Below are 24,546 nucleotides of genomic sequence, written 5' to 3'. Positions count from 1 at the left end.
TACATGCCGCACACCAAACGCATGGAGGAACTGGTCGCCGGGCGCGTCCCGTTCGTCCACGCGGTCGTCGTCCGGGCGCAGCTGCCCACGGCGGTCAGTCCGGGCGACGACGCCATCATCCTGCCCGACGGGTCCATCGAGGGGTTCGTCGGCGGGCAGTGCGCCGAGAGCTCCGTGCGTACGGCAGCGCTCGGGGCGCTGTCGGACGGGCGGACGGTGCTGCTGCGGGTGCTGCCGGAGGGCGAGCAGGGCTTTCCCGACTCGCCCGGCGCGCAGGTCGTGGTGAACCCCTGCCTGTCCGGGGGCGCGCTGGAGATCTTCCTGCAGCCGCTGCTACCGCCTCCGGTGCTCTGGGTGGTCGGCTCCTCGCCGATCGCCACGGCCCTCGCCGCCTTGGCCGGCCACTTGGACTTCACCGTACGACTCACGACGGCCTTACCCGGTGCCCCCGGTCCGGTAGGTGCGACTGCGGCCGTCGTGTGCAGTCATGGGCGCGGCGAGCAGGAGGCGATCCGGGCCGCGCTGGAGGCCGGTGTCGGCTATGTCGGACTGGTGGCCAGCCATCGGCGCGGGGCGGTGGTGCTGGCGGAGATGGAGCTGAGCGACGACGAGCGCCGCCGGGTCCACTCGCCGGCCGGCCTCAGGCTCGGCGCCCGAACGGCACCGGAGATCGCGCTGTCGATCCTCGCCGAGATCGTGGCCGCCATCCGCACCGGCGACCTCACTGAGATCGCGACCTCCGTCCGTACCGGCGACCGCGCGGGGATCGCGGCGTCCATCCGTACCGATTCTGAGCGTCCGCGTCCCGAGGTCGCGGTCGATCCCGTGTGCGGGATGAACGTGACCGTGTCCGCCGAAACCCCGCACCTGGTCGCCCCCGACGGCGAGGACGTGTGGTTCTGCGGCCCGGGATGCCGAGACCGCTTCGCGCGAGCGGGCGGGCGGTAGGGACGTGGCGGACAACGGCGCACCCCAGCCCGGCCCTCCCGCGTTCGGCGGTGCTGACGACATCCGCAGCCGGCTCGACGAGCTCGACTATCTGGTGGACGACGGTACGGCGGCGGCGCTGTTCTTCGCCCTCAGCCTCGGCCAGCCGCTGCTGCTGGAGGGCGAGCCCGGAGTCGGCAAGACCACGGCCGCCAAGGCCCTGGCCCGCGCCCTGGCCACCCCGCTGATCAGGCTCCAGTGCTATGAGGGCCTGACCGCCGGCGAAGCCCTCTACGAGTGGAACTACCAGCGCCAACTGCTGGCCATCCGCCTGGCCGAATCCCACCACGACAGGCTGAACGACGCCGACCTGTTCAGCGAGGCATTCCTCCAGGAGCGCCCGATCCTCCAGGCCATCAGGCACCGCGGGCCGCAGCCACCCGTACTCCTGATCGACGAGATCGACCGCGCGGACGACGAGTTTGAGGCGCTGCTGTTCGAGTTCCTCGGGGAGGCGGCGATCACCATCCCCGAGCTTGGCACCTTCACCGCCGAACGCCGCCCGGTCGTCATCCTGACCTCCAACCGCAGCCGCGACCTGCACGACGCGCTACGCAGGCGCTGCCTGTACCACTGGATCGACTTCCCCGCCCCGGAGCGGGTGGCGGAGATCCTCCGGCGTACGGTCCCCGCCGCGAACGAGGCACTGATCCGCTCCGCCACCGACTTCGTCGGCCAGGTACGCCGCATCGACCTGGACAAGGCGCCGGGCATGGCGGAGACGATCGACTGGGTCTCGGCGCTGTCCTCCCTGGGTGCGACGCAGCTGGTCAGAGCGGATGTCGTACGGACGCTGAGCACCATCGCGAAGACGGTGGACGACCGCGCCGCCATCACTGAGGCGCTCGACCGCCTGGACTGCGACCTGACCTCCAGGAGAGGCGTATGAAGATCGACAACGAGTTCACGGTCAGCGTCCCCATCGAACGGGCCTGGGAAGTGCTCACGGACCTGGAGGGCATCGCCCCGTGCATGCCGGGCGCCCGCCTCACAGGTGTGGAGGGCGACGTCTACTCGGGCAAGGTACGGGTGAAGGTGGGGCCGGTCGTCTCCGAGTACGCCGGAACGGTCAGGTTCCTGGAGAAGGACGACGCCGCCCACCGTGCCGTCATCGACGCCAAGGGCCGCGACTCGCGCGGCGCGGGCAACGCCTCAGCGGCCATCACCGCCCACCTGCGCACCGACGGGCCGCGCACGGTCGTCTCGGTGGACACGGACCTGAAGATCTCCGGCAAGGTGGCGCAGCTCGGCAGCGGCATGATCAAGGAGGTCTCCAACAAGCTGCTGGGCCAGTTCGTGAACTGCCTCGAAGCCAAACTCACCGCCGAACCGGCCGCCCCGCCCCCAACCCAGCCCACCCCAGCAACCACGCCTGACTCCACCCCAGCGCCCGACCTCACGCCCCCGCCTGACCCCGCACTCTCCGACCTCGCCTCCGACCACACCGCTGCCCCCGCCGCCTCCGCCCCCGACGCGGCGCCCGCGACCGCCTCTACACCCGCCCCTGGCCCGGGGCCCTCGACCGCATCCCGGCCAGCACCCGCCTCCGCTTCCGCGCCCGCCTCCGGGCCGGCGTCCGCCTTCGACGGCGCGCCTGCCTCTGATGCCGCGCCCACCCCTGAACCCGCGCCCGTACCTGACGTCACTCCCACTCCCACCCCCACCTCCGACTCCGCCTCCACCCTCACATCCGCGGCTGAGCCAGTCGTGCCGGACACAGAGGCAGAGCAAGGCGATCGAGCCGAAGCCGACGAGCGGCCGGTCGAGGAGGCGCCGGTTTCACGTGCCATCACGCCCGATGTCGAGCCGGCGCCGCTGGACATCCTGGGCGTCGTAGGTGGGGCCGTCTACAAGCGCCTGATACCCCTGGTTGTCGGGATCGTCGTGGTCATCGTGGCCGTGATCGTCATCTGGGCCGTTGTCTCGTAGCGGGCCCGAGTCACCCGCCACGACGGCCACTTTGCTGGCAGGCGTCGACCGGGCAGCGTTTGCCGCGGCGCTGGCCGTACGGCTGAGGCGGCACGGTGTGCCCGTGGGTTTCACCGGCGTCGAGGACTTCACCCGCGCCCTCACGATCGCGCCCCCAGGCTCGCTGTCAGAGCTCTACTGGGCCGCGCGCATCAGCCTGGTGCGGCGGCAGTCGGAGATCGAGCTCTTCGACGAGGTGTTCGCCGCCGTGTTCCACGCGGCGGGGCCCGCGTTCGACCCGCATGCCCGACGCCGGCCCCTCGGCCCGGCGAACGGCGCCGCCGATGAGGCGTTCGCACCCCTGCCGACCGTGTCCCACGGCGGCGACGACCCGGGCGGACTGCCCTGGATGACGTTGCCGACGGTGGTGGCGACCGCGGAGGGTTCGGACGGCCCGGCGGTGCCGGAGCGCTTGCCGAGTGACGCCGAGGGGCTGGCCGACGTGCCGTTCGAGCAGCTCGGCGACCAGGAGTGCGAGTTGCTCGGCGCGTGGCTCGCGGCGACCGTGGCCGCCTGGCCGGTACGGCGCAGCCGAAGGCTGGCGGTGTCGTCGAGAGGGCGCGCGATCGCGGTACGTGCCACGCTGGCCCGTGCTCGCCGCACCGGCTGGGAGCCGCTCCGGCTGGCCAGGCAGCGGCCCGTCGACCGGCCCCGGCGGGTGGTCATGCTCTGTGACGTCAGCCAATCGATGCAGGCACAGGCGTCGGCGTACCTCCATCTGATGCGGGTGCTCGCGGTGGTGGCGGACGCGGAGGTGTTCGCGTTCGCGACGACGCTGACCCGGCTGACGCCGGTGCTCGCGCACCGCTCGACAGCCGCCGCGATCGAGCTGGCGTCCGAGCGGGTGACCGACCGGTTCGGGGGTACGCGGATCGCGACCAACGTACGGGCGCTGCTGGCCTCGCACCACGGCGCGAAGGTGCGGGGCGCCATCGTGCTCATCGGCTCCGACGGCTGGGACGCCGACCCACCGGCGGAACTGGCCGCCGCGATGGCCCGGCTGCGACGCCGGGCGCACCGGGTGATCTGGATGAACCCCCGAGCCGCCGCCCCCGGCTTCGAACCGCGCGTGGCCGGGATGGCGGCCGCCCTCCCGTACTGCGATGTGCTGCTACCCGCCGACACCTTCGGCTCGCTCCGCACCGTACTCACGGAGCTCGCCCACGCCTGACGCGTTGCCTACCAGGGCCGACCGTCACGGCAGGCGCGCCAGCGCGACGGACCTTGCACCCTCTGGTCACGGGGGCAGACCTTGTGTGCGTTCGCGCGCTGCCGCGCCGTCCGTCAGACACGGCGTACGGTAAATGCGTCACCTTCCGGCACCTGGAGAGGTGAGTTGCCGCCGCCATGCCCGTCTAGCGATAATCGCGCTTGCCGATAGCCGTGCTCTTGCTGCTCGTGCTCGTCAACCAGAGCGATCCAGACGAGACGCGCCTGTGAGTAGCGTCCTCTGCCCGTCTCCTCATAGCCGTGGCCATACCGGTCGCAGCACGAGGAACTCCCCGCCCTGACACACCCACTCATACGCGCCACAGCACGAGGTTTCGCCGATGCGCACCCGCTGACACCTGGACGTGTCGAACCGCTCCCAGCTGATCACACGACTCGGTAGCCGACCAACCGTGCGTCGCGGCCTCCCGGCTCCTTTCCGCTCGTCTTCGGGCACCCGCCCGGCCAGGCTCATGGACCGACCCCGAAGTTCACCTCTGACAGAACCTCGGCGATCACCGGCGACCACGGGTGACGTTCGAGCAATTCCCGGTACCGTTCGCCGACCTGTCGCGCCACCGACGACACCCCAGCAAACGGACATCCGGTGTAGACCCACCGCCCTGTCTTGGGATGAATCCGACCGGTCCACCAGATATAGCGCCAAACGCCATCAAGGCCGCACTCGACCCAAACGACCAGATCAATCCAAACTGAGATCAGCGCCACGCCGTAGCCGTCATGCACGTCCGCCGCGATCCCCTGCATTGCCAGCTCATCGCGCAACCGGTAGGCGACATCTGCCGCCGGACTCCGCGCTGCCGATCTTTCGCTTGTTGCGGCCATCACCAAACGGTCGGGGGTGCTTCTAGCCTTAGCCATAAATCAGGCCTCCTCCTGATCGAGGGAGCCGTACGGCGTGTCTGTGCCTGAGGCTCCAGCTATTCCCGGCTCTCAGCGCTCCACGTTGGAGAAGCGCACAAACCGGTTCGGGGCAGCTCTTAATGTCTTCGACCGTAGAACCATGCGAGCGACACTCACACCTATGAGAGAGTCCGCAATCAATCGGATCTCAGGGTGAACGATTGCCCATTTGGATGGGTAATCTAGGGATGAGTTCGCAAGGAGGCGAGCGATGCCCAGCCGCCCAGGAATCGGAGACAGTCCTCAAGCGCAGGGGCGCAAACTAGCACGTATCGGTAGAGATCTATGGCAAGAGCTGGGTTCGGTTAAAAAGTCGGCAATTGGGCTGATGGGCCTGCATTCCGACATACCCAGCCTTCAGGCATATCGCTATGCCTGCGGTCTCTCGCAGGTTCAAGCGGCCGAGCGGTACAACGATGTGACAGGTCATCAAACCAGTCTGGGCGGCACCACCATTAATGCCTGGGAAACATGGGCGCGTGAACGGGGAGGGGCTGGATCTCCGCCCAACTTCTCAAGCCTGCTGATCCTCGCCATCGCCTATGGCAAAGGTTCTCTAGGCGTGGCGAACGAAGACATTTCTCCCAGCGATCTAATTGCGGAAGCCTATGAGCGCCTCACGGCCGAGGACCAGATTTCGCTGAAGCAGTTCACCACAGCCAACTCAGCACGTCGGGCAGCTGGGCCGCCGACAGAGTTGGAGGGCCTGCCAGCCAACCCGGACTGGGCGGCGGTCTTTCCTGACGACAACATCACCGGCCCCGACTTCAATCTGGCAGTTCCGACTGTTGAGTACGGCAACCCGGAGATCTGCGTCTACTCTCTGCTCAACCCCAAACCGGGCCAGCTGCTAAACCTGAGCTGGTCGTCCTTCGGCTATGGACTTGAAAGGCTGATCCAGCAGATCAAGAACATAGGACGTCGCGTAGACGTGGATGCCTGCTTCGGGATCAACGAAGCCGGGCTGGTCATGGCGACATTCCTCGCATCGGCTCAATTCGGGCGTTGCCCCATCGGGTATCTCAAGTGCAACAAGAGCCGCGACTTCATCGCGCTCGATCCGGCCTCGATGTACCCGGATCTGCCAGAGGCTCCGTCGGTCGTCCTATGTGACTTCGAGGTCAAGCACGCGGACGTGGTCGGTTTCATCACCGGTGAGATCCGCAGACGCTATCCAGGCGTGGAGATCTACTTCGCCGTCTTCGGTGCCATGACCAAGGAACGGAACCTCGAAGTAGCCAGTTTCGATGACTTGACCGGCGCGGGCATCATGCGAGCAGCTGACTTCAAGGCCATATTCATCGCCGCAACGATGAGTCCACCGGGGATCGAACCACCCCTAGAACTACGCTGACAAAGCGGAGGCGCATCGTGACGTCCCAGCCCCCTCTATCCGGCATCGTCCAGCAGCTCGCGGAACTTGTGGCAACGGTCATCCGTGAGCTCCGCCCCCGGCTTATCCAAGCTGCACTATCGGGTGACCGGTCAGAGAACCAGAACATTCGACATGCCGACAACTTCCTGTCGGAGTACGACCTATGGATGCACAGGCGCTATCGGGAACTCCTGACACAGATCATTCCTTCATACGTCTATGCTTCCGAGGAAGCGGCCCCTCAGGTCATCGGCGACGATCCAGACCCAGACCTATGTGTTCTGGTCGATCCGCTCGACACGAGTGAGCTGGCAGTCCGGGCCTTGTTCGGTTACACGCATGTCCTGGTCTACTCGCGGAGCCTCGCCCGTCCGATCGCGGCCGTAGTGGGCGATATCTTCCACCACCTGCAGATCTATACTGCCGCCCGCGACGATGCCGGGCAGGAGCAAGCCTTCGTCTTCACCCAGGACGGGGCGTCCTATCCGCTGCGGCTAAACCGGTCTGCTCAGGTATCAGAGTCGCTGATCACGAACTACTTCATGAAGCCGTCCGAGCGTTTCCTACCGCTCACCCAGCAGACTGGCCTGATCGAGCACTTGGGCCAGCTCTCTCACGACGGTGTCAGCCGAGGCAGGATCGGCGTTGACTTCGGCTCGATCGGGCTGTGTCACGTCGCCGCAGGTTTCAGTGACGCGATGATCGAGTTCGCCAAGGGTTTCGCCACCTGGGATCTCGCCCCAGGCCACTACATCCTCCAGGCGGCCGGAGGGGTGGTCCTCGATCTCCAGGGCCGTCCCATTCCGCTGGACTACAGGTTCGGCACCATGGACGACATCCGGAAAGCCATGGATCACCGACGCAAGTTTGTCGCCGCCTCCAGCCTGCCCCTCGCCCGAGAGATTCTCTCCGCCATGACCCTCACCGGATAAGCATGCCGATGCGCCCCGCACCGAGCCTGCGGAGGGGACTACCTGCTGTGGGCCGCTTCGAGGTCGGACTGGTGTGCGACGGCCCAGAGGCCCAAGGCGCGTACCGGCCCCAAGAAGGAGCGGCCCAGGTCGGTGAGCGCGTAGTCGACACGCGGCGGGACTCTCGGATGGACCGTGCGGCTGATCAGACCGTCCTCTTCGAGGGCGCGCAGCGTACGGGTGAGCATGCGGCGGCTGAGCCCCTCCACGGACCTGTCCAGCTCGTTGAAGCCGTGCGCGCCGCGCTCCAGGATCGACAGGATCACGACGCTCCACTTGTCACCCACCCGGCGCAGCACGCTGGTCGCGGGGCAGTTCTCGTGCTCAGCCACCATGACGGGGACCGTGATGGTGGCAGGGGACATGAATGTGCCTTCTTTCGGACCTTTCGCCAGTTGGCCAAAGATCAGGGTACGCACATCGACCTCCAAGGGGGATTTATCGTGATCGTGGTCAGCGGAGCGTCCGGGCAGCTCGGACGCCTCACCGTCGGGCACCTGCTCCAGCGGGTGGACGCCGCCCGAGTCGTGGCGTTGTCCCGTACCCCTGATGCCGTCGCCGATCTCGGGGTGGCCACCCGGTACGCCGACTTCGACGATCCGGCCAGCCTGCCCGGTGCGCTGGAGGGCGCGGAGCGGCTGCTGATGATCAGCATGGGCTCTCTCACCGGGGCGCCTCGCGGGCACGTCAACGCCATCGAGGCGGCGGTCAAGGCGGGGGTAGGCCAGGTGATTTACACATCGTTCGCCAGGGCGGGCGAGCCGGGCCAGCCCCAGGCGCTCATCCAGAACCACGGGGAGACCGAGCGGCTGCTGGCCGAATCAGGGTTGACGTTCACGGCGCTGCGGTTCAACCAGTGGCCGGAGATGTGGAACCTCGTCGGCCTGCCCGCCATCGCCGTCGCCACCGGGGTGCTGCCCAGCAATTCGGGGGACGGCCGGGTGGGACACATCACCCGCGACGACAGCGCCGCCGTCGCCGCGGCCGTGCTGGCCGAGGGCGGCTGCGAGGGGCAACTCCTCGAGGTCACCGGCCCGGAGGCGGTCACGGACGCGGACGTGGCCGACGCGCTCGCCCAGGTCACCGGCCGCCCGGTCCGCTGCGAACAGGTCTCGGACACCGACCTGGCCGCGACGCTGTCCGGCCATGGGCTCCCCGAGATGTACGTTCAGGGATGGACGGGCCTGGGGACGTACAAGCGTGACGGCTGGTTCGACGTGACCACACACGCGGTCGAACACCTCACCGGCCGCAAGCCCACCCCGATCGCCGACTACTTCGCCGCCTCAGAGCGGACCGGGTAGTTCTGCGCGACCTGATCGCTGAGTTGCGCGTGGGCTGGCCTGCTCCCCGCCCCCTCAACAAATCCTCAACAAGTTCTCAACACCGCCCGGCGCACCATGCGGAGCGCCAGTTGGTCAACAGGACAAAGGGGGACCATGCGATTCGGGACCAAGGCGGTAGGAATGCTGGTTGTGACCAGCGCGATCATGGCGGCGACACTCGTGAACGGGCCGGCCGCGTCGGCCACCCCGTCTCCATGTTCCGCGTACGACGCCTCCATCTCCAATCTGGACGGCGGCTACGGCGTGATGAAGGGCTCCTACAACCTCAAGGAGGGGCCCTACGCGGACCGGTGCGGGAACGTGACCAGGCTCGGCAAGGGCCGGGTCATCTACTTTCACTGCTGGGTGCGGAACGGGCGCGGCAACCTCTGGGTCCATGGCCGAGTGAAGGGGACGGGGAAGTACGGGTGGATGTCGGTCGACAACTTCGGTTCCATCCGTCACTCGAACTACGAGACGTGCAGGCCGAACGCCGATCGCGATCACACATAGAAGAACCCCTCGTGAGAATCAAGAAGCAGGGCCATCAGCTTCATCCTGGCGGCGAGTCTGCTCATCCCCGGACCAGGAATGCTTGGGCTCGCGGCAACACAACGGCGACCCTTCTCTCGCTGGTCTTGGCAGCAAGCCTCGTTGCCTGTTCCTCGGCCGGCGAAGAGCGCGGACCGGGCGAAGACGCCGGTCAGAGATCTTCGGAGACTGCCACCAGTGGAGACTTCACCCAGCAGAACATGATCATTACGGCTGTCTGCTCACCGGGGAACGGCAGCGGCGGAGTCATCAGCGTCGATGGCTGGAACCCGCAAAGCTGGAAGCACCTGGCGCATGCGGAGTTCCAGCTGCCGGATACGGCGATTGTCGAGTCCGACAGGGCCACGCCGAACACCGCCGTGAGGCAACTGTGCGAGCCGGATGAGCTGCCGGCTGATGCCGGGGATGTGACCGCCATCCGATCGCTCTTCGACCAGGACTTCACGAAGATGGCCGTGGTCACCGAGGACCCGCAGACCGAGGCGGCTCATGTGGGGTACGTCGACCGTGCGGGCAAGTTCACCGATCTGACCGGGAACGAGGGCTTCGGCAACACTCCGCACGAGCACAACGCGGCCTTCTCACGGGACGGGAGCGCGGTCTGGTTCACATACGAGGCGTCCGACAGCGGGTATTACTCAACCAAGAACCGCATCGCGAGCCGAGCGCTTGCTGGGGACCACAAGGTGGTCGACCAGTTGGAGATCGGGATCGTCGGCGAAACCAACCTCATCATGGTGGGGAGAACGCCGAGCAGGGCGGTACTGGCCAGCAGCGCCTTCCTCTCGCCGGACGGCGAACGCCTCCTGGCGGAAGGTCGCGTTCTGGACGTCCCGGCGGAGGGCCAAGCGGTGGGCCCGGACCTCGTGGAAAAGGGCAGAGACATCTCTTGCGGCAGCGGCGGCTGGCTCGACAACGACACGGTGTTGTGTAGCACGGACGGCAGGTTCGCCGCGCTCGACATCGCCTCGGGGGCGAAGCCTGGGGCGCCCATAGTCCCCAGCAACGACTACAACAACCACGCCATGGTGATCTCCCCCGACGGTCAGAGATTCGCGTTTCTCTCCGAGAAGGGGGCCGCGAAAAATTACTACCTCTGCGACACCAAGCCGGGATCCACGCCCCAGAAGGTCGAGCGGACCGGGGAGTTCTCCACGCTCGGCGACACTGCCGCATTCATCGAGTGGCGCTGAAAGAGCGCGCCTCCGGCAGGGACTCCGGATCAAGGATGATCACCTGCCCGATCGCGAGCAGGAGCAGCCCGTGAGCGAACTATTTGCCGTCATCGCCACCTGGTTCGACGGCCATTCGACCACGAGCATGGTTGTGTGGGGGTGGCCCTCGCCCGTGCCCGGCTCAGGCTGGCGTGGCCCGCCTCAACACGAATGTCCGGGACCATTTCATCGCCGCATGACCGCTGGTCAGGAGACACCGCTCTGCCCCACGTGCTGCGAACAAGTCCGGCAGAACTTCTGAGCGCGTACGCTCTCGGCGTACTTGGGCTCCACGCCGGTGTTCAGCATCCGGCAGATGTCCTTGACCTTCAGCCCATCCGGAGTTTCCCGAAATGGCACCGCCAATGGTTCCTCTCACCCCGACCGACCCGCGGCGTTTGGGTCGTTACTGGCTGGCCACCCGGCTGGGCGCGGGCGGCCAGGGCGTCGTCTACGAGGGCTACGGGGAGGCGGGAGAGCGGGTCGCGATCAAGGTCCCCAGGTACGACAGCGCCGAATCACGCGCCAGACTCGCGAAGGAGGCGGCAGCGGCCCAGCGGGTGGCCTCGTTCTGCACCGCCAAGGTGATCGAGGCACAGGTCGATTCGGCGCCTCTGTACATCGTCAGCGAGTTCGTGCCAGGGCCGAGCCTGAGGCGGGTGGTGGCGGAGTCGGGGTCGTACCAGAAGGACGCGCTGCGTCGGCTGGCGATCGGGGTGGCGACCGCGCTGACCGCCATCCACCAGGGCGGGATTGTGCATCGCGATCTCAAGCCGGACAACATCATCATGGGGCCGGACGGGCCGCGCGTGATCGATTTCGGGGTGGCCCGTGAGGTGGGGCCGACGACGAGTGGGCCGATCATGGGCACGCCCGGATACATGCCGCCGGAGGTGTTCTCGGGGCGGGGCGCGAGCGAGGCGGCCGACCTGTGGGCGTGGGCGATGGTGGTGCTGTTCGCGGCCCGGGGCAAGGACGTGATTGAGGCGGGGGATCCGGCCGCCGTCATCGGGCGGGTGATGGAGTTCGAGCCGGATGTGTGCGGCCTGCCTGAACCCCTGGATGCGTTCGTGGCCGCAGCGCTTGCCCGGGATCCCACGGAGCGGCCGGCCGCCGGGGAGCTGCTGCTGCGGCTGCTGGGCCATGGCGGCGAGGCGCCGCTCCGCCGCGGCGACGACCTGCTCGAACGCGGCCTTACGCAGGCGGGTGCCCTGACCGGACGGCCCGAGCCCGACCTGGGCGCGATCGCGGAAGAGCTCTACGGCGAGCTGACCGAGGCCGAGCGGGCGACCGTGCCCGAGGTGTTCCTGCGGATGACCGACGGCGACGAACTCCGGCCCGTCGGCAGGGACGAGCTGCCGGATTCGCAGGCCGTGGACGCGATGCTCACCCTGTTCGGCGCCGCGGGCCTGGTCACGCGGTCCGGTGCCACATACGAACTGGCCAAGCCCGGCCTCCTGCACGCCTGGCCCCGGCTGCGCGACTGGGTGGCGGGCAACCGCGAAGGGCTGCCCGTCCACCGGCGGCTCGCCGAGGCGGCCGCGCTGTGGAATGAGCACGGTAGAAGACCGGCCGACCTGCTGCACGGCTCGGCACTCGACCGGACGCTGCAGTGGGCCGCCACCGCGCACAAGGACCTCACGCTGGGACGGCGCGAACGCGAGTTCCTCGACGAGGCGGTGAGCCTGGCCCGTACGAGGGCGAGGAGACGCCGTCTGGTCGCGGCGACCCTGGCCGTACTGCTCGTGGTCGCGCTCGGCGGGCTCGGCACCGCGGAGTACCTGCGCAGGGAGTCGAGCCGCCAGCGCGACGACGCGCTGGCGCGGGAGCTCGCGCTGCGAGCCGCCGACCTGCGGCAGAGCGATCCTCAGGTCGCGAAGCTGCTGAGCGTGGCCGGCTGGCGGCTGAGCCCGGAGCTGCCCGAGACCCGCGGCGCGCTCTACGACTCGCTCTCTCAGACCACGACCTCCGTCTTCCTCGACCCCGACTACACGGCCGCGACCGTGCAGAACCTCAGTCAGGACGGCCGCGTGCTCGTGTCCGTGGACGGCGGGACAGCCAGGATCTGGGACGTCACCGGCCAGCGGCGGATCGGCGTGCTGTCCGGGGTGAGCGCGGAGGTGTCCCGAGCCGCGCTCGCCCCCGACGGGCACACCCTGGCCCTCCTCGACCACGAGGGGGTACGGCTGTGGGACACGCGCACCGGAAGACCGCTCGGCGCTCCCATCGCCCGTCAAGGCAGGCAATCGGGCGGCGGCACACTGAGCTTCGACAGCTCCGGGCGCCACCTCGCCATCCCCTGGGGAGCGAAAGCCCTGCCCGAATGGTGGGACGTCGCCAAGCGTAAGCAGCTCACCGCTCCCTCGGGAGCCGCGCTCAACGCGATCAGCCGGGACGGCCGCTTCGGTTACGTGGTGAAGGGCCATGACGCGGAGTTGTGGGACCTGCGCCGGGGCAAGATGACGCCGATCCCGCCCGAGCAGGACAAGGGCGTCATCAACCAGACCACCTTCAGCGACGACGGCAAGATGATGATGACCACGGAGCTTGTGAATTCGAAAGAGACGAGCAGGATCCGTCTGTTCGAGGTGCCGTCCGGTGAGGAGGTGATGGGCGAGGAGGGCGGGGCGGGCCCGGGGGGCGGAGTGGGCTCGGAGGCCGGTTTCGTCTTCGGCGACGCTTTCATCGCCCACTGGGGCGACCGGGAGCGGCTGACCTTGCAGCCGCGCTTCACCTATGACCCGGTGCACGGCCAGGCCATGTATGACACGGTGTACAGCCAGGCCATGCCCGCCTTCGTCGGCGGGCTCCGCTTCGACCTCGCCGGCCGGGCCGTCCGCTATCTGGACGAACACGGCGCCGTCCACACCGAGGACGTCTCGATGGTGTTCGACCCGCCGATCGGCGGCGGCAGCGAGAGCGGGAACGTACGGCTGGCCCCTTCCACGCGCGTGCTGGCCGCGATCTGGGAGGACCGGATAGAGGCCAGGGACACGGCGACGGGCCGCGCTTTGATGAAACTGATCAGCCGGTCGGGCGGTGGCGGCGCGACCGCCTTCAGTCCCGACGGCCGCCGGCTCGCCCTGGCCGCCGACGACACGGTCCGCATCGTGGATCTGACCGGGTACAAGGTGTCGGCCCGGCTCAAGCTGGGGGGCGGCGTCGAGCAGGGCGCCCAGGCGCTGGCGTTCAGTCCGGACGGACGCACGCTGGCCGTGTCGCGCTATGGGGAGCACGGTCGCGTCGAACTGTGGGACCTCGAACGCGGATCTCGACGAGCGGAGACCGGGACGGGCGCGAAGGACCTCGCCTTCCGCCACGACGGACGGCTGCTCGTGACCGGAAACCCGCTCCAGCTCATCGATCCGGCGAAGGGCGCCACCCGGCCTCCCGAACAGGGCACCGGGCAGCTAGCCGGCGCCTTCGCCTTCAGCCCGGACGGCCGGCAGGTGGCCTTCTCCGGGCCCGGCAGGCTCACTCTGTGGGACGGCGACGTCAGGACCAGAATCGCCGAGTTCCCCGCGGTGCCGGGCAGCGAGGTCACCATGCTGGCCTGGTCGCCTGATGGGCGCACGATCGCGACGTACGAGAAGGGCTTGCGCGTACGTCTCTGGGACGTGCCGAGCCGGCGACCGCTGGGCCTCGTCTTCGACGGCAAGCAGGCGGCGGACGGCGCCGACGGCGGATGGGTGGCATTCTCTGCGGACGGCACGAAACTCCACACCGCCGCCCCCGACGGCACGATCCGTGTGCACGACGTGGACGAGCGGCACGTGGCCGCGATCCTGTGCGTGCGCGCCGGTCGTACGCTCACCGCCGGTGAATGGTCCCGCCACCTGCCTGACATCGAACCGTTCACGATGTGCCCCTAGCTAGTAGGGCCTCGAGGCATACCGGGGCAACCAGCCCAAAACTAGCCGAGAACCGTACCGAGACCGTCATCCCTGACGGTCAAGCGCAGCCCGCCGGGAGGCACGGTGAGGGCAATGGAGACGGTACGGGCCTGTGCCTGCCGTTCCACCTCCTGCGGAACGTCACGGATCGCGCCATGGACGATCTCGGTGATGAGGGCGGGAAGCGGCTGATTCGGCAGAGCCCATATCTCCACCGTGATCCCGGTCTGCAGCGACCATTCCGCCAGGTGATCCTCCAGAGCAGGTGCGGCCGTGCGACTGCCTGATTCAGAGCTATTGATCACCTGCTTCTTCCACCGCCCACGGTCGTTGCTCTTGTCGTGATCAACGCGTGTGTACGCGATTCGGCCTAGCGGACCATTTTGAGCCCGGTGTGCCAGACGTACCCGTGTCCCCCGCCGTTCAGGTTCCAGACTTCGGTCCACTTCCAGACGGGCTTGTTGTCCCAGCAGTAGCCGTGGAACTTGGTGCCCTTCTTGGCCACCCGATAGCCGGAGCTGAGGCTCTTGCGCTTGTGCACCTTGACCGCCCACTTCGCCTGGACGACGCAGGGCCACAGAGCGGCCGAGGCCTGGTTGGCGCCTTCGGTGGCGCTGGCGGCGTGGGCTGAGGAGACAAGAACGCCGGAGGTGAGCGCGGCCGCCACAGCCAGTGTGGCGATCTTTCCTACGGATCTCATGTCCGGAAATGTAGGCCTACAGGTGTTGAGGATATGTTGAGAATCCGTCGAGCTTCCTAGACTGGGCCGGGACAAGCCGTCACCTGAGACGCTCAGCTCCACAAGGTGATGTGGATGGACGGGCGGAAGCGGCCCACGTTCACGCCGGGGCCGCGGAGCATGGCCTGGGTGGCGCGAGGCGTGGTGACGAATCGGACCAGTTCGGCCGCCGCCGGTGCCACGCCACCCTCGGCCAGGGTCATCGTGAACCAGCCGCCGTCGAACCGCAGTGACGGCCCGGCGACGCGGACCAGCCGGCCGTTGGCGAGATCCTGTGCCACCGCGAACGAGATCGCCGGGGCCACGCCGCCGTTGCGCTGCGCCTGCTCCAGGGCGGCGGCGTGGCTCTGGTAGATCTGCTGGTGGTGCTCGGGCACGTTGAGCTTGCGCAGCATCGTCGGTACGGCGCCGAGGTCGGTCGCGGCCGAGGGGCCGAGCAGCCACACCTGGTCGCGCAGCTGGTGCGTGCCGACGTCGCGCCCGGCGAGCGGGTGCTCGGGCCCGCAGACGACGACGAGCTGGTAGTTCAGGAACGGTTTGCAGGACAGGGTGTCGTCCGCGCCGCCGCCCGGATGGGGGCCGATCGCCACGTCGACGGTCCGCGAGCGCAGCAGCGACCCGAACCGCCGCGGGTCGTGCACGCTCAGCTCCACGTCGAGGTCGGCGGCCCGCCCGGCGAACAGCCCGATCAGACCGGGCGCCGCGTACTCGGCGAACAGGCTCGACGCGGCGACGCGCAGCAGCCTGCGCCCGCGCCCGGCCTGGCCCACCTCGATGATCGTCCGCTCCTGCAGGCTGAGCAGCTCCGCCGCCCGGCTCGCCAGCCGTAACCCGCCGGGCGTGAACGCGAGCCCGGAAGCGGTCCTGGTGAACAGCCGGTCACCGAGCTCCTTACGCAGCTGGCCGACGTGCAGGGAGACGGCCGCCTCCGACACATCGAGCTCCGCGGCCGCCTGCTTGACCGACCCGAGCCGCACCACAGCCGCGAACGCACGTAGCTGCGTGGGCGTCATGAGCAAAAGCTACTGGCCGGGCTTCAAAGATCATAGAGCGCGAAAGCGGTCAGTCGCCGGTGACGCTGATCTGGGCGGTCCAGTCGGCGACGATCCGCGTTTTCTTCGACCGTGAAGCAGGCACGACGGCCGCGAACCAGCTGGCCTGGACCAGGATGACCCGGTTGCGGAACTCCTTCTTGCCGCTCAGCGCGGCGGGTTCCGGCCGGGTGAAGGAGAGTGTCGCGGCTTTGGGGCGGGCGGCGAAGGTCTGTTGCTCCCGTACGCCGTACCAGACGACGGCCCCTCCTCCGGAGGCGCGTAGCGCGTAGATCGACGGGACCACCTGGGTGCGGTCGCGTACGTCCCATTGGCCGCGCAGGAGGCGCAGGTCGGCGAGGCGGGCGGTGGCGGACTGGGTGGTGTAGCGGCCCGCGCCCAGGAGGCGGTTGGCCCGGGCGTCCTTGCCGTTGGTGGCCAGGGAGCGCGCGTGCGCGGCGGCCATCACGCGGGGGGCGACGGCGAGCTTCGTGGTGGCGTCGGCGGCGACCGCGGTCGCGCGGCCCTCGTCGTCGACGGCGATGGGCAGGGCTGCTGCCTGGAGCGGCGTGTTCGACCGGGCGACCAGGCGCCAGCCGGCGGAGGTCTCCTGGAGGATGAGCTGGGTGCGGTCGTCCTCGCCCTGCTCGGTGATCTCGGCCAGGAACCAGCGGGCTCCGGTGGGGTTCTTCGGGATGATGAAACGCGTGCTGGTGAGTTGGGGAAGGGCGCCGGGCCGGTCGCCGCGCAGCTTGGCGAGGCGGAGGTCGGCCCGGTCGAGCTCCAGCGCCAGGCCGGTGCTCGCCGCCTCCAGTCCGGCTCCGTCCTGCAGCCTGGCCTGTTGTACCTGCTCCCGGTAGCGGTCGAGGACGAGCGCGGCCTCGGGCTGCGTCAGTTCGCCCTGTGCCGGTGCGGCCGGTGAGGCGCTCGCCTGAGGTACGGAACCCACCGACCAGGCGCCGGCCTGGGGTGGTGTCCCGGAGGTGCTGCACGCGGCGACCATGGCCAAGGCCAGGCCACTCACGAACAGCTGGCGATTCACCGGCACGGATACCTCCGCGACATGCCCGTGGGAGCGTCCTGAGCTGTCTTGATGGTGTACGGCCCGCACTTGGTCCAGGTTCAATCAGCGGGCGCGGGGATGATCTCACACTCCGGCGGCGAACCGGTGCGCCGGGATGGTCGCGGGACGCTCGTCGTACGCGGGACGGGTCAGCATCGCCTGGGCGAGGTTGGCCTTGACGAGGGCGGCGCCGCGCACGACGGGCAGCAGGGTCAGCGCGAACAGGACGCCGAGCACGGTGTTGAAGACCACCAGGGTGGTGAGGTCGCTGCCGAGGCCGAGCAGACCCGGCAGGTCGCCCTGGTAGCCGGGGATGCGGGCGATGATCCAGCCGTAGAGCGGGAACGTCAGCCCGGCGATCGCCCCCGCCCACCAGACGACGGTGACGGCGAAGGTGGCGATGGCGATGGGGAAGGCGATGATGGCGTGCAGGATGTCCAGCGCCGCCTGTCCGCTGGTCAGCGGGTTCATGGTGCGGCGGAACCAGCCGGCGTCCGCCGGTGCCTGACGGTAGCGGGGGCGGGCGAGGCGGCGGCCGAGCACGTCAGGTAGCAGCACCCGCTCGACGTCGGCGAAGTTCCGTGCCATGGCGGCGGACGCGGCCAGGATGGGCAGGCCGACGAACGCGACGGCACTGCCTGCTCCGGCCGCCACGCCGGCCAGGACCAGGACGAAGGAGATCACGGCGGTGGGGAAGCCGAGCAGCACGTAGCGGGTGTCGGTGGCGATGCGGTGCCGGAGGGTCGTCATGCCGAGAACGTTACGAGCCGCGGCCTTCCAGATCGCTCCCGCTCACTGCCCTATCGGGGTAGTGCTGGCCCTACCACGCGCGTCGCGGCGATCACGTTACGGGACGCGTCCGACGCCGCCCAGGACGCCGCCCTTCTCCAGGCCGGGCGGGATGAACTGCTCGTCGTTGCGCCAGTCCTGCGCGGGCACGACGCCCGGTTCGAGGAGTTCGAGGCCGTCGAAGTAGCTGCGTACGGTGTCGCGGTCGCGCCAGATCATCGCGCCCGAGCTGGACTTCCGGTAGACATCCTGGGCCTCGGCGAGCCGTTCGGGGATGCCCTCGTTCTCCTCGATGTACCCGTGCGAGATGATCAGGTAGCTGCCCGGGACCAGCGGCTCGCGCAGGGTCCGGACGATGCGGGCCACTTCGTCGTCGTCGGCGAGGAAGTGGAACACCGCGACGACGAGGACGGCGACCGGCTGGCTGAAGTCGAGGTGCGCGGCGGCGGCCTCCAGGATGGCCTTCGGGTCGCGCGTGTCGCCGTCGAGGATCACCGTGTCGGGATTGTCGGCGAGCAGGGCGCGGGCGTGCACCAGGACGATCGGGTCGTTGTCGGTGTAGACGACCCTGGCGTCCGGGATGATGCGGTGCGCGACCTGGTGCACGTTGTTCTGGGTGGGCAGGCCGGTGCCGATGTCGAGGAACTGCCGTACGCCCGACTTGGCGACCTCCTCCACGGCGCGGATGAGGAACCCGCGGTTGGCCCGGGCGATCTCGCGGATGTCCGAGCCGGTCTCCAGACTGATCCGGACGATGTGCTCTGCCGCCTCGCGATCGGCGGAGAAGTTGTCCTTCCCACCCAGGAAGTAGTCGTACATCCGAGCGACGCTGGGGACGGTCGGGTCAACCTTCCCGGCGGGCTGCTCATCCTCGGGCACGCCTACCCCCTTCATCACGTATGCCCGCATCTTACGGTGAATAGGGATTTCTGTGGTGGTGTGTTAGTCCGGAGCCCAGTACTTCACGAGGAACCTCTCCAGCCGCTTCACCACCGGGGTCCAGGTGCGGGTCAGGGTGTAGCGGCTGACGCGGTGGCCCTTGTAGGTGAGCGTGTACTTGAGGAAGTCGGCTCCCTGCGGCTGGGCCTCGGAGTGGCCCAGGCGCAGCCGCTTCAGCTCGCCGTGCAGTTTGCGCTTCTCGGCGCTGGTGAGGCACTTGTCCACGGTCGGACCCGTACGACGGCTCAGCCGTACGCAGCCGTTGGTGTAGACGATCACCCGATTGTCGAAGCCCGCGAAGCCGCCCTGCTCGCGTAGCTCGACCAGCACCTTCTTGGCAGCGGGCGCGGCGGGCGCGGCCAGGGCGGCGGTGGGTGTCATGGTGGCGCAAAGGAGGGTGCTCACCATCAGGGCGAGCGCGATCCGCCAGATTCTCATACCTATAGGACGTCCGGGAGCACCGAAACGGCTCACCTTCGACGCCTCGGCGAGCTACGACCAGGACGTCACCGGGGCTGTCGCGGATCTCTGGGCGCCATGATCTACAGCAGGTGGCTGGTCAGCTCGTACAGGCGGCGCGCGTCACCCAGGTCCAGGGTCGGCAGGCCCGGATCGACGGGAGTGCGGCGGTCGTAGGCGAGGAGTCCCTGGCCGGACGGGTCGTCCATCAGCTCGATGATCGGTTGGATGCTCTTCCCGACCGGCTGGGCGAAGACCTTGGCCAGGGCCTTGACGATCGTCTTCGCGGGCTGCCTCAGCGAGCCGGTGCCGCTGTCGGTGAAGCCGGGGTGGTGCAGGACGTACCGCGTCCGGCCGCCCCGGTGCACGTCCGCGTAGGCGACGCCGAGCAGGTCGGTCGCGCGGCCGCCCTGCAGCATGGCCGTCATGCTGCCGAATTCCCGCTTCAGCGACAGGTCGTCCCAATGGACCCGGCCCTTGGTCATCCCGACGCCGCAGATGTTCACGATGACCGGGTTCTCTCCCTTCTCCAGTAGTTCGGTCAGGCCGTGGCCGAGGAGGAAACGGCTGACGTAGTACAGCGCGAACGTGCCCTCGAAGCCGTCGGGGGTCTCCACCCGCTGGGCGAAGTGCCGGAGGGCGGTGTTGACCAGACCGTCGAGCGAGTCGTGCGTCGCCTTGACCGCCTCGATCACGCGCCGGTTCTCGGCCACGGAGGTCAGATCCGCCTGGATGAACGCGGCCCGGTCCCGGGCGCCGAGCCGCCCGGCCTCGTCGAGGACCTGCCGCCCCCTCTCCGGATCGCTCCCCACGATCGTCACCTGGTCACCTTGCCCGAGGTAGTGCAAAGCCAGCCCCCGCCCCATCCCGGACGTGCCCCCTGCCACCACGAATTTCCTCATTTATCCTCCTTCAAGTCATCGAACGGTGACTTGTGTGGACAGTAACCGTGGGTTGCCTACAATGTCAACGGTCGATGACTCAGGAGGGCGGCGTGACCGAGGCGCGTAAGAGGGACCGGGAGGCCACCAGGGCGAAGCTGCTGGAGGTCGCCAGGCTGCGGTTCGCCCGCGAGGGGTACGACGGGACGAGCGTGCGCGACATAGCCCGCGACTCTGGCGTGGACCCCACGCTGATCTTCCGCTACTTCGGCTCCAAGAAGCGGCTCTTCGACGAGGCCACGGCCACCGGCGAGGTGCCCGCCGACCTGCTCGACGGGCCGCCGGAGGAGCTGGTCGCCCGGATGCTGCGCTCGGTCGTCTTCCAGGACTGGTCGCGGTACGGCGGCGAGCATCCCCTCGTCGCCATGCTGCGCTCGTCGGCACACGAGGACACCCGGCAGCGCATCCGCGAGGAGGTGTGCGGCACCTACGTCAAGGCACTGGAGGAGCTGGTCGACGGGCCGGACAAGGAGCTGCGGGCAGAGCTGCTCAGCGCCTGGCTGGTCGGCATCGGCATCCTGCGCTCCGTCGTCGCCACCCCGGCCCTGGCCACGGCCACGTCCGATGACGTCGCCCCCTACCTGGCGGCCGTGGCCACCAGCCTGCTGGGCCGCCCGATGTCGGGAAGCTGAGAGATCGGCATGATAAGTGCGGCTTTTATGCCTGAATAAGGGCCATTCCGATACGATCAGCTACTTGTGGTGAGTGCTCAATTTGATCCGTGCGCCGTGCCCCTGGAGGATCGCTGATGGCGAAGGTCGACCTTCACCGCCAGGCGCTCGAAGACTGTCAGTCGTCGGCGAACCGGCTGTCCAAGGAGTTCGCCGACCTCGCGGGCCAGTATCCGGCCAAGACCGCCGACTCCAAGATCTTCGGTGACCTGACCGGCTCCGCCTCACTGGCCGCCGTCCTCGACAAGATCGAGAAGGGCGTTTCGGGCGAGCTCGGGCAGGCCCAGCACAAGCTCCAGGGCGTCGAGCGGGCTCTGGAGAAGGTGGTCGACAACGTCCGTGCGGCCAACAAGTCCTCGGGCGCGGATCAGGAGTGAGTGTGGAGCTCGGCGATCTGCCCGGCGGCGACGTGCTGGCGCGCATCCTGGAGCGGGTCAGCGGTGATCCCGGCACGGTCCGCGACGTCGCCAAGCGGTGGCGCGGCGCGGGCGGCAAGACCGGCGAGTACGTCGGCCGGCTCGGCATGTCCGTCAAGGGCGTCAACACGGCCTGGCAGGGTGATTCCGCCGACGCCTTCGACAAGTACATGAGCCGCTACTCCACGGCCGGCGGCGCGCTCTACGACGCCATGACCGACAGCGCGACGGTCCTCGACGACGTCGCCCAGGCGCTGGAGACGTCCGCCTCGAAGGTACGCGGGATCTGCGGTGACGTCCTCGACAAGGCCACCGCGTACAAGACCGCCCACCCCAAGGCCACGCAGGCGGAGTTCGACAAGGCGCTCTCGCCGCACGTCACCGACGCGGTCGAGGACGCGACGGTGCACCTCAACTCCGCCAACAAGGTCGTGAACCAGGCCGTGAAGACGATCGGCGGCCATTGGGACGACCGGGAGGCGACGTTCGCGGCCATCAAGGCGCCCGGCGACCAGACGTTCGTGCCCGGGCCGGGCCACACCGTCCACTGGGACCGGACACCGCTCCCGGACTGGCAGAAGACGTCGCTGGCGAGCGCGGACGGCAACGGCGCCGGCCCCGCCCCCGCGTCGAGCCCGGGTGGCGGCTCCCCGGCGACCGCGTCTTCCGGAGGCGGAGGCGGGGGTGGGGTCGCTCAGGCCGTGCCGTACGTGCCGGGCGGCGGTTCCGGGGCCGACATCGTCAACGCCGCGCGGCAGCACCTCGGCAAGCCGTACATCTGGGGCGCCAACGGCCCGAACGCCTTCGACTGCAGCGGGCTCGTCTACTACTCGCTGAACCAGGCGGGCATCAAGATCGGCGACACCACGGCGGCGGGCTACCAGGCGAGCGGGCAACCGATCTCAGGGCCGCCACAGCCTGGCGACCTCGTCTTCTTCGGCGCCCCGCCCGACCACATTGGGATTTACATAGGCGACGGCAAGATGATCCACGCGCCGCACCCGGGAGCGAACGTCAGGGTGGGAGAGGTGGCGGTCCAGCACGGCCCGATCACCTACCGGCGCATCTCCTGAACCACGCTTCTTTGGCCGTTCTTGGGCCATTTATGGCCTGACACACGCGAACCGGGGCCCGCACCTGCGGACCCCGGCTCGTCGTGATGATGCGTCGTGATCAGACCGGGACGATGTTCTCGGCCTGCGGGCCCTTCTGGCCCTGCGTGATGTCGAAGCTCACCTTCTGGCCTTCCTGCAGCTCGCGGAAGCCCTGGGTGGCGATGTTCGAGTAGTGGGCGAAGACGTCGGCGCCGCCGCCGTCCTGCTGGATGAAGCCGAAGCCCTTTTCCGAGTTGAACCACTTCACGGTGCCAGTCGCCATGTCGATCTCCCTTGATAGGCGCAGAGCTGGGACTCGCAGGTCACGAATCCCATGTCGCCGCAATGACCCATCCGGAAATGACCGGGTGAAAACAACACGCCTTTGGGGGGCAAACCCCGTCGGGCGCGCACAGAGTTCGTGGGTACCAAAACTGCAACAGCTGCCACGCTAGCACGTGGCCTCTCGTACTCCCTCATGAAAAATGGCAGATCTTGGGGGCCGCCTGGTGGAACGGAAAATCATCGGCGCTTCCCCTGGCCGGGCACCGGTTGCTCCGTCCCCGGCCGCCCGACCGCCGCCACCTCGGCGGAGAGCGCGAGTAGTCCCGGCTTCGCCGTAGCGCGGGCTTATGTTAACCCGACATAGACAAATCAAAGCGGCATATCAGACGGCTCTAATGTTGCGTCGGCAGAGTTCAAGGCGTGCGGATGACCCATCGGGGCCGAATTCGTCGGGGGTTCGGCCAGGTCATCCAGGATTGGACGTTGATCTCAGTGCGCTTCCTGAAGCCCCTCACCGTGACCGCCGCCGCCACCGCCCTCATCGCCCTGCCGTTCGGGGGCGGCGCCTTCGCCGACACCGCAAAGCCAGGCACCGCGAAGCCGCACCCCACCACGACGGTCACGCCGGGCCCGAAGACCACGCCGACCACCCTGCCGACCGCACCGGTGAAGACCGCCCGCCCCACCCCCACGGCTGACACCCTGTACGTGCAGGAGACCAAGCGGCGCGACCACACCTCCCTCGACGTGTCCGTCAACCCCAGCCGCGTCAAGCAGGGCGCCTCCTACGGGGTGACCATCGTCGTCAAGGGCGCGCCGGCGGGCGGCACGGCCACGATCACCAGCCCTGAGGGCAAGAGCTACCGCGTGTCGCTCGACCAGCGGAAGGTCACCAAGACCCTGACCGTGCCGGCCCACGCCAAGCCCGGCACCAAGACCGTGTCCGTCAAGGTCGGCAACCGGGTCGCCACCGCCACGTTCACCGTCGTGAGCGGCGGCGCCCACCGCGATGACCACCGCCACGAGGGCAAGTAGACCCTCGTCGCGGAATCAACCCGCGCCGCGGACCGGCCGTGTCCCCGTGGCCGGTCCCGCGTGGGCGCCGCGCCGCCGTACCAGAACAGCTGGTACGGCGGCGCGGCGCGGGATCATACGCCGAACGGCGGCGCGTACCTGATGGTGCCCGCCGGCAGCGGGCTCCCGTCCAGCGACATGGCCATCAGCGCCTCGTCCGGCACCTCGAAGGACACACCGATGCCGTGCCCGGAGGCGATGGTGAATCCGAACCGCGGATAGTACTCGGGATGCCCGAGCACGACCACGGCGCTCTCGCCCCGCTCACGGGCCGCCTGAAGCGCGGCCCGGGTCACCGCCGCGCCCGCTCCCTGCCTCTGTACGGCCTGCGACACGGCCACCGGCCCGAGGGCCAGCGCGGACGCCTGCCCGATGTGGCAGCGGGTGAGCAGGGCATAGGCGACGATGTCGCCTTCAGGGGAGACCCCCACCCAGGACAGACCTGGAATCCAGGCCGGATCGCGGCGCAGCGCCTCGACGAGGTCGGCTTCCAGCGGGGTGGGGAAGGCCGACAGGTTCACCGCGCGGATGGCAGCGGCGTCTTCGGGCGTTTCCGCCCGCGGTGTGATGTTCAGCGGTGTGATGTTCAACGGAACCCTTCATCGGAAGAGAGGGCTCCCGCGGAGA

27 protein-coding genes are annotated in these 24,546 nt (G+C 68.6%); 14 read left to right on the top strand and 13 right to left on the bottom strand.

From position 1 onward, the window contains the following. Window positions 1-3 precede the first annotated feature (3 nt). Genes AB0B91_RS17685 through AB0B91_RS17670 form a run of 4 tightly spaced genes read left to right on the top strand, consistent with a single transcriptional unit; the run spans window position 4 to window position 4,126 of the window. A complete protein-coding gene (locus tag AB0B91_RS17685; RefSeq protein ID WP_358320113.1) occupies window positions 4-948 on the top strand; it encodes an XdhC family protein in 945 nt (314 codons plus the stop codon). 4 nt (window positions 949-952) lie between these two features. Further along, complete coding sequence (locus tag AB0B91_RS17680; protein WP_358320111.1) at window positions 953-1,876, top strand: MoxR family ATPase; 924 nt, start codon at window positions 953-955, stop codon at window positions 1,874-1,876. Next, window positions 1,873-2,916, top strand: coding sequence for an SRPBCC family protein (locus tag AB0B91_RS17675; protein ID WP_358320108.1), 1,044 nt, complete (start codon window positions 1,873-1,875; stop codon window positions 2,914-2,916). The genes AB0B91_RS17680 and AB0B91_RS17675 overlap by 4 nt, the downstream gene beginning before the upstream one ends. 31 nt (window positions 2,917-2,947) lie before the next feature. After that, window positions 2,948-4,126 carry a VWA domain-containing protein gene (locus AB0B91_RS17670; RefSeq protein WP_358320105.1) on the top strand — a complete coding sequence of 393 codons (1,179 nt, stop codon included), beginning with the start codon at window positions 2,948-2,950 and terminating at the stop codon, window positions 4,124-4,126. 509 nt (window positions 4,127-4,635) lie between these two features. Here AB0B91_RS17670 and AB0B91_RS17665 read toward each other — a convergent pair. Further along, on the bottom strand, window positions 4,636-5,010 hold the full coding sequence (locus AB0B91_RS17665; RefSeq protein WP_358320102.1) for a hypothetical protein: 375 nt from the start codon (window positions 5,008-5,010) through the stop codon (window positions 4,636-4,638). Between the two features lie 289 nt (window positions 5,011-5,299). Here AB0B91_RS17665 and AB0B91_RS17660 point away from each other — a divergent pair, with 289 nt between their 5' ends. Continuing rightward, complete coding sequence (locus AB0B91_RS17660) at window positions 5,300-6,442, top strand: hypothetical protein (RefSeq protein WP_358320099.1); 1,143 nt, start codon at window positions 5,300-5,302, stop codon at window positions 6,440-6,442. Window positions 6,443-6,459: 17 nt separating this feature from the next. Further along, window positions 6,460-7,395: an inositol monophosphatase family protein gene (locus AB0B91_RS17655; protein WP_358320096.1), complete on the top strand. Its 936-nt coding sequence runs from the start codon at window positions 6,460-6,462 to the stop codon at window positions 7,393-7,395. A 38-nt stretch (window positions 7,396-7,433) separates the two neighbouring features. On the opposite strand, the gene AB0B91_RS17650 is transcribed toward AB0B91_RS17655, so the two are convergent. Next, entirely contained in the window at window positions 7,434-7,799 is a 366-nt protein-coding gene (locus tag AB0B91_RS17650; protein WP_358320093.1) for a helix-turn-helix domain-containing protein, read from the bottom strand. A gap of 78 nt (window positions 7,800-7,877) precedes the next feature. On the opposite strand from AB0B91_RS17650, the gene AB0B91_RS17645 reads away from it, so the two are divergent. From AB0B91_RS17645 to AB0B91_RS17635, 3 genes are all read left to right on the top strand, one after another. Beyond that, window positions 7,878-8,738, top strand: a complete 861-nt coding sequence (locus AB0B91_RS17645; RefSeq protein WP_358320091.1) for an NAD(P)H-binding protein — start codon at window positions 7,878-7,880, stop codon at window positions 8,736-8,738. A gap of 162 nt (window positions 8,739-8,900) precedes the next feature. After that, window positions 8,901-9,272, top strand: a complete 372-nt coding sequence (locus tag AB0B91_RS17640; protein ID WP_358320088.1) for a hypothetical protein — start codon at window positions 8,901-8,903, stop codon at window positions 9,270-9,272. 11 nt (window positions 9,273-9,283) lie between these two features. Beyond that, a complete protein-coding gene (locus AB0B91_RS17635; RefSeq protein ID WP_358320086.1) occupies window positions 9,284-10,504 on the top strand; it encodes a hypothetical protein in 1,221 nt (406 codons plus the stop codon). A 228-nt stretch (window positions 10,505-10,732) separates the two neighbouring features. Here AB0B91_RS17635 and AB0B91_RS17630 read toward each other — a convergent pair whose 3' ends face one another. Next, window positions 10,733-10,885 (bottom strand): hypothetical protein, encoded by a 153-nt coding sequence (locus AB0B91_RS17630; RefSeq protein ID WP_358320084.1) that lies wholly within the window; start codon window positions 10,883-10,885, stop codon window positions 10,733-10,735. Window positions 10,886-10,923: 38 nt separating this feature from the next. On the opposite strand from AB0B91_RS17630, the gene AB0B91_RS17625 reads away from it, so the two are divergent. Beyond that, window positions 10,924-14,397: a serine/threonine-protein kinase gene (locus tag AB0B91_RS17625; protein WP_358320081.1), complete on the top strand. Its 3,474-nt coding sequence runs from the start codon at window positions 10,924-10,926 to the stop codon at window positions 14,395-14,397. Window positions 14,398-14,438: 41 nt separating this feature from the next. Here AB0B91_RS17625 and AB0B91_RS17620 read toward each other — a convergent pair whose 3' ends face one another. The 8 genes from AB0B91_RS17620 to AB0B91_RS17585 all read right to left on the bottom strand — a co-directional run bounded on the left by AB0B91_RS17620 (window position 14,439) and on the right by AB0B91_RS17585 (window position 20,340). After that, window positions 14,439-14,723 carry a hypothetical protein gene (locus AB0B91_RS17620; RefSeq protein ID WP_358320078.1) on the bottom strand — a complete coding sequence of 95 codons (285 nt, stop codon included), beginning with the start codon at window positions 14,721-14,723 and terminating at the stop codon, window positions 14,439-14,441. A gap of 65 nt (window positions 14,724-14,788) precedes the next feature. After that, complete coding sequence (locus AB0B91_RS17615; RefSeq protein ID WP_358320076.1) at window positions 14,789-15,118, bottom strand: hypothetical protein; 330 nt, start codon at window positions 15,116-15,118, stop codon at window positions 14,789-14,791. 92 nt (window positions 15,119-15,210) lie between these two features. After that, complete coding sequence (locus tag AB0B91_RS17610) at window positions 15,211-16,170, bottom strand: LysR family transcriptional regulator (RefSeq protein ID WP_358320073.1); 960 nt, start codon at window positions 16,168-16,170, stop codon at window positions 15,211-15,213. 49 nt (window positions 16,171-16,219) lie between these two features. Continuing rightward, window positions 16,220-17,236 carry a hypothetical protein gene (locus AB0B91_RS17605; protein ID WP_358320070.1) on the bottom strand — a complete coding sequence of 339 codons (1,017 nt, stop codon included), beginning with the start codon at window positions 17,234-17,236 and terminating at the stop codon, window positions 16,220-16,222. Between the two features lie 99 nt (window positions 17,237-17,335). Further along, the gene (locus AB0B91_RS17600) at window positions 17,336-18,001 is read right to left on the bottom strand and encodes a sensor domain-containing protein (RefSeq protein ID WP_358320067.1); all 666 of its coding nucleotides are present in this window, start codon (window positions 17,999-18,001) and stop codon (window positions 17,336-17,338) included. Window positions 18,002-18,097: 96 nt separating this feature from the next. After that, window positions 18,098-18,919: an SAM-dependent methyltransferase gene (locus AB0B91_RS17595; RefSeq protein WP_358320064.1), complete on the bottom strand. Its 822-nt coding sequence runs from the start codon at window positions 18,917-18,919 to the stop codon at window positions 18,098-18,100. Window positions 18,920-18,982: 63 nt separating this feature from the next. Further along, complete coding sequence (locus AB0B91_RS17590; protein WP_358320061.1) at window positions 18,983-19,417, bottom strand: hypothetical protein; 435 nt, start codon at window positions 19,415-19,417, stop codon at window positions 18,983-18,985. A gap of 104 nt (window positions 19,418-19,521) precedes the next feature. Next, window positions 19,522-20,340 (bottom strand): SDR family NAD(P)-dependent oxidoreductase, encoded by an 819-nt coding sequence (locus tag AB0B91_RS17585; RefSeq protein ID WP_358320059.1) that lies wholly within the window; start codon window positions 20,338-20,340, stop codon window positions 19,522-19,524. A gap of 92 nt (window positions 20,341-20,432) precedes the next feature. Here AB0B91_RS17585 and AB0B91_RS17580 point away from each other — a divergent pair, with 92 nt between their 5' ends. The 3 genes from AB0B91_RS17580 to AB0B91_RS17570 all read left to right on the top strand — a co-directional run bounded on the left by AB0B91_RS17580 (window position 20,433) and on the right by AB0B91_RS17570 (window position 22,539). Beyond that, window positions 20,433-21,011, top strand: a complete 579-nt coding sequence (locus tag AB0B91_RS17580; RefSeq protein ID WP_358320056.1) for a TetR family transcriptional regulator — start codon at window positions 20,433-20,435, stop codon at window positions 21,009-21,011. A gap of 116 nt (window positions 21,012-21,127) precedes the next feature. Further along, a complete protein-coding gene (locus AB0B91_RS17575) occupies window positions 21,128-21,427 on the top strand; it encodes a hypothetical protein (protein WP_358320054.1) in 300 nt (99 codons plus the stop codon). Between the two features lie 2 nt (window positions 21,428-21,429). Beyond that, window positions 21,430-22,539 (top strand): NlpC/P60 family protein, encoded by a 1,110-nt coding sequence (locus AB0B91_RS17570; RefSeq protein ID WP_358320051.1) that lies wholly within the window; start codon window positions 21,430-21,432, stop codon window positions 22,537-22,539. A gap of 100 nt (window positions 22,540-22,639) precedes the next feature. On the opposite strand, the gene AB0B91_RS17565 is transcribed toward AB0B91_RS17570, so the two are convergent. Further along, window positions 22,640-22,843: a cold-shock protein gene (locus tag AB0B91_RS17565; protein WP_219533118.1), complete on the bottom strand. Its 204-nt coding sequence runs from the start codon at window positions 22,841-22,843 to the stop codon at window positions 22,640-22,642. Between the two features lie 485 nt (window positions 22,844-23,328). Between AB0B91_RS17565 and AB0B91_RS17560 the strand changes: the two genes are divergently transcribed. Further along, on the top strand, window positions 23,329-23,880 hold the full coding sequence (locus tag AB0B91_RS17560; RefSeq protein WP_358320049.1) for a hypothetical protein: 552 nt from the start codon (window positions 23,329-23,331) through the stop codon (window positions 23,878-23,880). Between the two features lie 113 nt (window positions 23,881-23,993). Here AB0B91_RS17560 and AB0B91_RS17555 read toward each other — a convergent pair whose 3' ends face one another. Further along, window positions 23,994-24,509, bottom strand: coding sequence for an N-acetyltransferase (locus AB0B91_RS17555; RefSeq protein ID WP_358320046.1), 516 nt, complete (start codon window positions 24,507-24,509; stop codon window positions 23,994-23,996). Between the last annotated feature and the right edge of the window lie 37 nt (window positions 24,510-24,546).

The organism is Nonomuraea sp. NPDC049141 (genome assembly GCF_040648415.1).
Classification (GTDB): Bacteria; Actinomycetota; Actinomycetes; order Streptosporangiales; family Streptosporangiaceae; genus Nonomuraea.
Note: the sequence above shows the minus strand (reverse complement) of the source record. Positions and strands in the feature narration are given on the sequence as shown.